This is a genomic window from Arthrobacter sp. SPT-J7 (assembly GCF_059089965.1).
The window spans coordinates 1-6429 of record NZ_JBNHFF010000190.1; the positions used below are offsets into that span (position 1 = coordinate 1).

The window sequence follows — 6429 nt, forward strand, 5'->3', positions numbered from 1 at the left end:
GGAGGCGTCGCCCGTGGGAGCGGTCATTTAGTGCCGCATCTAGTCGCGTCACTCTTCGCTCAGGGTACCGCTGGTAGTACTTCCAGGCGAGCCCCACCTCGCGGTTCAAGCCTCTGTGGTGGGCAGCAAAAAACACGGTTTCGTTTTTGCTCGGGTCTGGAATCTGGAGATCCGGAAAGAACGTATAACTTGCCTTTGGTATTAGGACGCCATGGCGGCCGCTATCATCATTGTCCGCAAGAATCTTTGCAAATATCTCCGCCGAATCTAAACGCATTCCGCCGGCGAAAGATTCTACATATCCCGTGAGACCGTTAACCAAAATCTACTCCAAATAGGGGTGTGGACGGTCAGTGGATTACATCTGCGTCCGGGGCATGTTTGCCAATAGGGATGACATCACACAAACTGGAAATATTTCAAATCCCCACAACAGCTCCACGCCGCAAAGCAAGTGGTTTCGCGGGTGCGCGCCCGTCCGCCGTCCAAAGCAGGAAACATCCACCCCCACCGCGCAATCCGCGTCTGGAGCCCAACTCGGGAAGAACTCTTGTTTGTTTAGCGAGTATTGCCGCAGGTCCGGACTGGCGTTTTGAAAGCTTCACCTCCGAGCTCCAGCCGGAACACCCACAGCAGCACGTCCTCGCCCGGCACGTACCAGTCCCGTGCGGGGGCGCGGCGGAAGCCCAGCGACTCATAAAGCCCGTGGGCGCGCTCCATGAACGTGGCGCTGGTGATGCTGATCGCCCCGATGCCAGGCAGTTTCCGGGCGTGCTCCATGATCTCGCCAACGACGGCCCGGCCCACGCCGCCGCCCTGGTACGCCGGGTCCACCGCCAGCATCTGGAACTCCAGTTCCCCGTCCCGCGCGATCTCGCTGTACGGCTGGCCGGCGAACGTCAGGGTCACCGCCGCCACCAGTTTCCCGGCAGCCTCCGCCACCCATGCCTGCGCGTGCTCCGCGCGGTGCTCCACATCCTCCAGTACGCTCATGTACGGATGGTCGGCGGCGAAGTGACCGGCCCGAAGGTAGGCGTCGCGGGTGATCCGCCGTACCTCACAAAAGTCCGCAGGCACGGCCCGCCGGAACGTGACCGTCACGAGGAAGCGCCCGAAGCAGCGGCGGTCCGCTCCACGTAGTGGCCCAAGTGTGCCAAATCCGGCTGCGACGACGGATCACCCACGGCGTCCGCACCCACGGCGTTGGCGACAGCCAGGGCCCGGGTGTAGTCCAGCCCGCTCCGCAGCGCCAGGACCAGGGCGGCGCAGAACGCGTCGCCCGCGCCCACGGTGTTCGCCACCGACACCGCAGCAGACGGGGCCTCGGCCACCTTCCGGCCGTGCTCGAACATCGCCGAGCCGTCCTTGCCGTACGTGACCGCCACCAGCTTCGCCTCGGCGAGGGCCGGGATCAGGGCGTACTCGCTCTCGTTGACGATCACCAGGTCACACCGCTCCAGCAGCTCCGCCGGGAGGTCCATGGCTGGCGCCGCGTTCAGCACAAAGAAGCCCTGCGCCTTCCGGGCGGCGTCCAGCACCACGTCCAGGCCGACCTCCAGCTGGCACAGCACCGTCTCCTCCGGGCCGAACTCCACCCCGCCCGGCGACAGATGCGAGTTGGCGCCCGGGCACACCACGATCTGGTTTTCGCCGTCGCGGTCAACCACGATCAGCGCCGTCCCGGTCGGCTGGGGGAGTACGGCAACGTCCGAGGTGTCAACGCCGGCGGCAGCCAGAGCGTCCAGCATCCGCTGCCCGGACGCGTCCTGGCCCACAGCGCCGACCATCCGGACGCTCCCGCCCAGGCGTGCCGCGGCAGCGGCCTGGTTGGCGCCCTTGCCGCCGGGCTGCTCGGACAAGACTGCGCCGCCAATGGTTTCGCCCGCCGTCGGAAGCCGCTCGGCGGTGGCAATCAGGTCCAAGTTGATGCTGCCGACCACGGTGACGGCAGGACGTGTTGTGTTCATGGGAAAACTCTCTCAGGGGGAGGGCCGGAAGCGGCCGGGCTTTCGAAAAAGTGTAGCGCATGGTTGTACTTGTGAGTCATACATGGTTGTATAACAACTCGAATCGCCACGAAAAGACGATCGCTTCTGCTCGAACAAAGGAGTTTGATGTGAACACCCCGACCCCCGCCGCAGCCGCGCCTCTCGCGGAAGGAGGCGCCGCCGTCGTACTTCCCGATGACGATGCGGCCAGGCTCTCCGGCCGCCGCGCCGCCCTGCTGATCTCCACCCTGCTGCTGGGCGTGCTGTCCTTCCAGCTGAACGCCAGCATGGTCACTCCCGCGCTGCCGCAGATCGCCGCGGGCTTCGGCGAAAGCGCGGACAGCGCCGCCCCCGTCCAGTCCATGTTCTTCCTGGCCGGCGCCATCGCCGGGCCCGTGATCGGCCGGTGGAGCGACTTCATCGGACGCCGCGCCGCGCTGCTGCTGGTCCTGGGCATCATGGGCGCCGGCACCATCCTCTGCATCGCCGCCCCCACCCTCCCGCTGCTGGTCACCGGCCGGTTCCTGCAGGGCGTCTCCAGCGCCGTGTTCGCGCTCGCCTACATCGTGCTCAGCGAGAACCTGCAGGCCAAGGTCTTCGGCACCTCCGTGGGCATCATCGCCGCCATCAACGGCGGGATCGGCGGCGTGGACGGCTACGTCGGCGGGCTCATGGCCGAGACCCTCGGCTTCCGGTCCATCTTCGTCGTCGTGCTCGTCCTCACCGCCATCGCCGCCCTCTGCATCTTCCGGCTGGTGCCCGCCGGGCGGCCTGTTGGGGTCCGCGGTGCCATGGACTGGTGGGGCGCCGGCTCCCTCTCGCTGTTCCTGGTATTCCTGACGTACTTCGTCTCCGACGGTTCGGCCGCCAAATGGACCTCGCCCACCGCCCTGGCCCTGCTGGCCGGCACCGTTTTGTCCTTTGCGGGATTCTGGTCCATCGAGAAGCGCCGCAGCCACCCGCTCATCGCCGTGCACCACCTCCGCTCCCGCCAGGTGTGGCCGGTCATCGCCACCACCGTCCTCACCCTCGCCGGCATCTTCGCGGTCATCAACTTCACCGTGGTGCTGCTCAGCCAGGACCCCGACGGCGGCTTCGGGCTTTCCTCCTCCATCTCGGCCCTGCTGTTCCTCACCCCCGCCGCGCTGATCGGCGTGTTCGCCGCACCTTTGGCGGGATGGCTGGCGGACCGCCGCGGCTGGATCAAGACCCTCCGGTTCGGCACGGGGCTTAGCCTGGCCTGCGCCGTCGCCGCCGCCAGCTTCTCCGAGAACCAGATTGCGGTGCTGATTGCCGTCGCCGCCCTGGGCATCTTCTACAACGGCTTTTTCCTCACCGCCATCAACGGGCTCTCGGTGCTGCTCTCACCCAAGGAAGCCCCGGCCGCCCTGCCCGGGATCAACGGTGCCTCCTTCGGCATCGGGGCGAGCCTCGGCGTCGTCCTCGTGGCGCCGTTCGCAGCCCAGGCCACCGCCGCCGGGTACGCCACCGCCCTCTGGATCTCGGTGGCCATCACCGCCGCCGCGTTCATCGTCAGCCTCTTCGTCGCCGCCCCCAAGGGCGAGACCGTCTAACCCCTTTTTACTGTAGGAGAACCACCATGACCAAGCCCTCCCCGTTCTACCTGGACTGCGACACAGGCATCGACGACGCCCTGGCCCTGGCCTACCTGCTGGCCTCTCCTTTTGCTTGCGTGAAGGGCATCGGGACGGTCAGCGGCAACGTCAGTGCCGCCGCAGGCGCCCGCAACACCCTGGACTTGCTGGCGCTTGCCGGCTCCGATGATGTGCCGGTGGCCCTTGGTGCGCATGACCCTCTCGCCGGCTCCTTCGGCGGCGGGGCGCCATGGGTGCACGGCGAGAACGGGATCGGCGGGGTTTCGCTGACGACGGCGGCTGCTTCCGTTGCGTCCGAGAGCGCGGCTGAGATGCTGGTCCGGCTGGCCCGCACGTACCCGGGCACGTTGAAGGTGCTCGCCATCGGCCCGCTGACCAACATCGCTGAGGCCCTCCGGCTGGAACCTGCCTTGCCGTCGCTGGTGGAGTCGGTCACGGTGATGGGCGGGGCCGCCCTGGCTCCGGGCAACATCACCCCGGTGGCCGAGGCCAACATCTTCAACGACCCCGAGGCCGCCGCCCTGGTGCTGGCCGCCGACTGGGACGTGACCCTGGTGCCGCTGGACGTGACCATGGCCTCTGTCCTGGAGGAGCCGCACCGGCAGTCGCTGTTGGCATCATCGTCGCCTGTGGCGCGGGCGCTGGGGGAGATGCTGGGCTACTACTTCCGGTTCTACGAGGACATCTACGGCCGGCCCTGCTCCGCGATGCATGATCCGCTGGCGGCGGCGCTCGCCGTTGGTGCTGTTCAGGCTGCTGTTGCGCCCGTGGTGCGGGCCGCCGTCGACACCTCTGACGGGCCGGGCCGCGGGCAGACCATCTGCGACCTCCGGGGGCTGCACGCGGGTTACCCTCCGGTGGCGGGGGCACGGTGCCGCGTGGTGCTTTCGCTCGAGGAGGACTTCGCGTCGCACCTGGTGGAGACGCTGCTGACTTTGGAGCCGGCGGGTGAGCCTGCAGAAACCCTCGTTGCCTGACCTTCAAGACCGGGCGACTGAGTGACCTGAAGCCGCGGTGCGGCCGGCAGACAAACCGCGCAGGAAAGCCAGGCCGCTGGCAGCCAGCTCATCCTGGCTGGGGGCCAGCGGCCGCCAGATTGAGGCCGCAACGGCAATCGCGGCATTGTCCCCCGTGAAGCTTTCGATGTTCAGTGGGCCGCTGTACCCCACGTCATCCAGGGCCTGCAGGAAGCTTCCCCAGTCAGTCTGGTCCCCCCCGGGTGCGCCGCGGTCGTTCCCGGAAACCTGGACATGAACCAGGTGTTCGCCTGCCGCACGGACCGCGGCAGCCAGCGAACGCTCCTCGATGTGAAGGTGGTAGTTGTCCAGGGCAAGGCCCACACCATTGCCAAGCAACGGCTCCAGCGCCTCGAGGGCCTGGTCCACCGTGTTGATCACCGACGTTTCGTAGCGGTTCAGCGGTTCAATGCCCAGGAGCACTCCTGCTTCCCGAGCCCGGTCTGCCACCGGCTGCAGGTTCTGGCGCAGTTCGGCGTAAACTTCCCGCCTCTGTTCAGGCGACATGCGCCAGACCCGGCCGGTCTGGGCGTAGAAAGGACCGCACACAGTGGGCGAACCGATACTGCCGGCCACGGTGATGCAGGCCAGAAGATAAGCCTGTGTCCTTTCCACGGACGCCGGGGCCGCGGACACAAGGTCCCGCCCCGGCGCCATGGCACCCACAAGAAACGGCGTCAGCCCCGTGGACTCCAGGGCTTCGCGGACCACGGCGGGCGTGAAGTCGCCGGTGTTTTCCAGCGGCAGTTCGACGGCGTCAAACCCCAACGCGGCGATCTTCGCCAGGTATTCACCCAGGTTGGCATCGGTCAGGGGAGATTCCCAGACCCACGTGCTGATTCCGATGGAACGCTTCACGCTTCTTCCTTCAACGCCGCGCGCAGGACAGTGTCAGGGTATTTGCCGTTGCTGCCAAACCTCCGGGTAGCCGGGCAGGTCTTCTCCGCCGAACTTCGCGTAGTGGCCGCCTGGCATCCCCTGGTTGCGCTGCAGCCAGTTGTCCAGCTCGTCCGCAAGGATGGGCTGCTGCGGGAGAATCCATTCGGCCGGGATCTGCTCACCCTTGAAGATCTTTTCCAGTGCCAGCAGCGGGGTTCGCCACTGGAAGTTGGAGTAGACGGGGGCCATGGCATCGATGCCTGTCTCCTTCCACTTGGTCAGGAAGCTCATCTCGTCCTCGCCCGTCATCACCGGAAGGTCCTTGCCGGCATCTTCGAAAGCCTCGAGTGCGGCCACCGCGCCGTCTCCGGCGTCCATCCACACGCCCCGGACGTCGCCGGTGGCCAGTTCATCGGAGATGATTTTCTTGATCTCGGTGGGGTCCGCTCCTGTGAAGTAGTCCTTCGCCTGGATCCCCTTTTCCTCAAAAATCTTCTTTGCCGCCGCCCAGCGGTGTTCCAGCACGTCCACGCCCGGAAGGATGCGGAGGGCCACCACCTTGTCACCGGACTGCAGCCTCTCGCTGAGGAACGTGGCAGTGTCAATGCCCCAGGCAAAGCCGCCAATCGGGTGGATGAAGGTGGTGGCGCAGTCCGTTTCCACCCCACGGTCAAACACCACCACCGGCTTGCCCGTCGCGCAGGCACGTTCCACGGCCTGGGTCAGGGCAGCGGTGGAGTTGGGCGAGATGACGAACGCATCGCAGTTTCCCTCATCAATGAAGTAGTCGATGTCCGCGATCTGCGTGTTGTCATTGTCCTTGGCATCCCGGGTTTCCATCTCGGAAATGACCCCCGAGTCCTGCAGGACCTTAAGCTGCTGGTTCATGGTGATCCAGCCGGTCTGGCGCCACGGGTTCGAAATGGAGGC

At 66.4% G+C, this 6429-nt stretch carries 7 protein-coding genes; 2 read left to right on the forward strand and 5 right to left on the reverse strand.

All coding sequences use genetic code 11. The features are described 5' to 3' along the window. From AC5RWX_RS28865 to AC5RWX_RS28875, 3 genes are all read right to left on the reverse strand, one after another. The coding region (locus AC5RWX_RS28865) for a hypothetical protein (RefSeq protein ID WP_494099669.1) at window positions 1–322 on the reverse strand (322 nt) is incomplete at its 3' end. A 236-nt stretch (window positions 323–558) separates the two neighbouring features. Then, window positions 559–993 (reverse strand): GNAT family N-acetyltransferase, encoded by a 435-nt coding sequence (locus AC5RWX_RS28870; RefSeq protein WP_494099670.1) that lies wholly within the window; start codon window positions 991–993, stop codon window positions 559–561. A 104-nt stretch (window positions 994–1097) separates the two neighbouring features. Next, window positions 1098–1967 (reverse strand): ribokinase, encoded by an 870-nt coding sequence (locus tag AC5RWX_RS28875; protein WP_494099671.1) that lies wholly within the window; start codon window positions 1965–1967, stop codon window positions 1098–1100. 149 nt (window positions 1968–2116) lie between these two features. On the opposite strand from AC5RWX_RS28875, the gene AC5RWX_RS28880 reads away from it, so the two are divergent. Together AC5RWX_RS28880 and AC5RWX_RS28885 are read left to right on the forward strand one after the other, a co-directional pair. Beyond that, window positions 2117–3562, forward strand: a complete 1446-nt coding sequence (locus AC5RWX_RS28880) for an MFS transporter (protein ID WP_494099672.1) — start codon at window positions 2117–2119, stop codon at window positions 3560–3562. Between the two features lie 26 nt (window positions 3563–3588). Further along, entirely contained in the window at window positions 3589–4581 is a 993-nt protein-coding gene (locus tag AC5RWX_RS28885; RefSeq protein ID WP_494099673.1) for a nucleoside hydrolase, read from the forward strand. Between the two features lie 3 nt (window positions 4582–4584). Here AC5RWX_RS28885 and AC5RWX_RS28890 read toward each other — a convergent pair whose 3' ends face one another. Together AC5RWX_RS28890 and AC5RWX_RS28895 are read right to left on the reverse strand one after the other, a co-directional pair. Next, complete coding sequence (locus AC5RWX_RS28890; RefSeq protein ID WP_494099674.1) at window positions 4585–5478, reverse strand: sugar phosphate isomerase/epimerase family protein; 894 nt, start codon at window positions 5476–5478, stop codon at window positions 4585–4587. Between the two features lie 33 nt (window positions 5479–5511). Next, window positions 5512–6429 (reverse strand): substrate-binding domain-containing protein (locus AC5RWX_RS28895; protein WP_494099675.1); only part of this gene is annotated, 918 nt, incomplete at its 5' end.

Bases quoted from the DNA above. Each gene is read 5' to 3' on its own strand.
- AC5RWX_RS28870 (WP_494099670.1), bottom strand. From the start codon at position 993: ATGAGCGTACTGGAGGATGTGGAGCACCGCGCGGAGCACGCGCAGGCA.
- AC5RWX_RS28875 (WP_494099671.1), bottom strand. From the start codon at position 1,967: ATGAACACAACACGTCCTGCCGTCACCGTGGTCGGCAGCATCAACTTG.
- AC5RWX_RS28885 (WP_494099673.1), top strand. From the start codon at position 3,589: ATGACCAAGCCCTCCCCGTTCTACCTGGACTGCGACACAGGCATCGAC.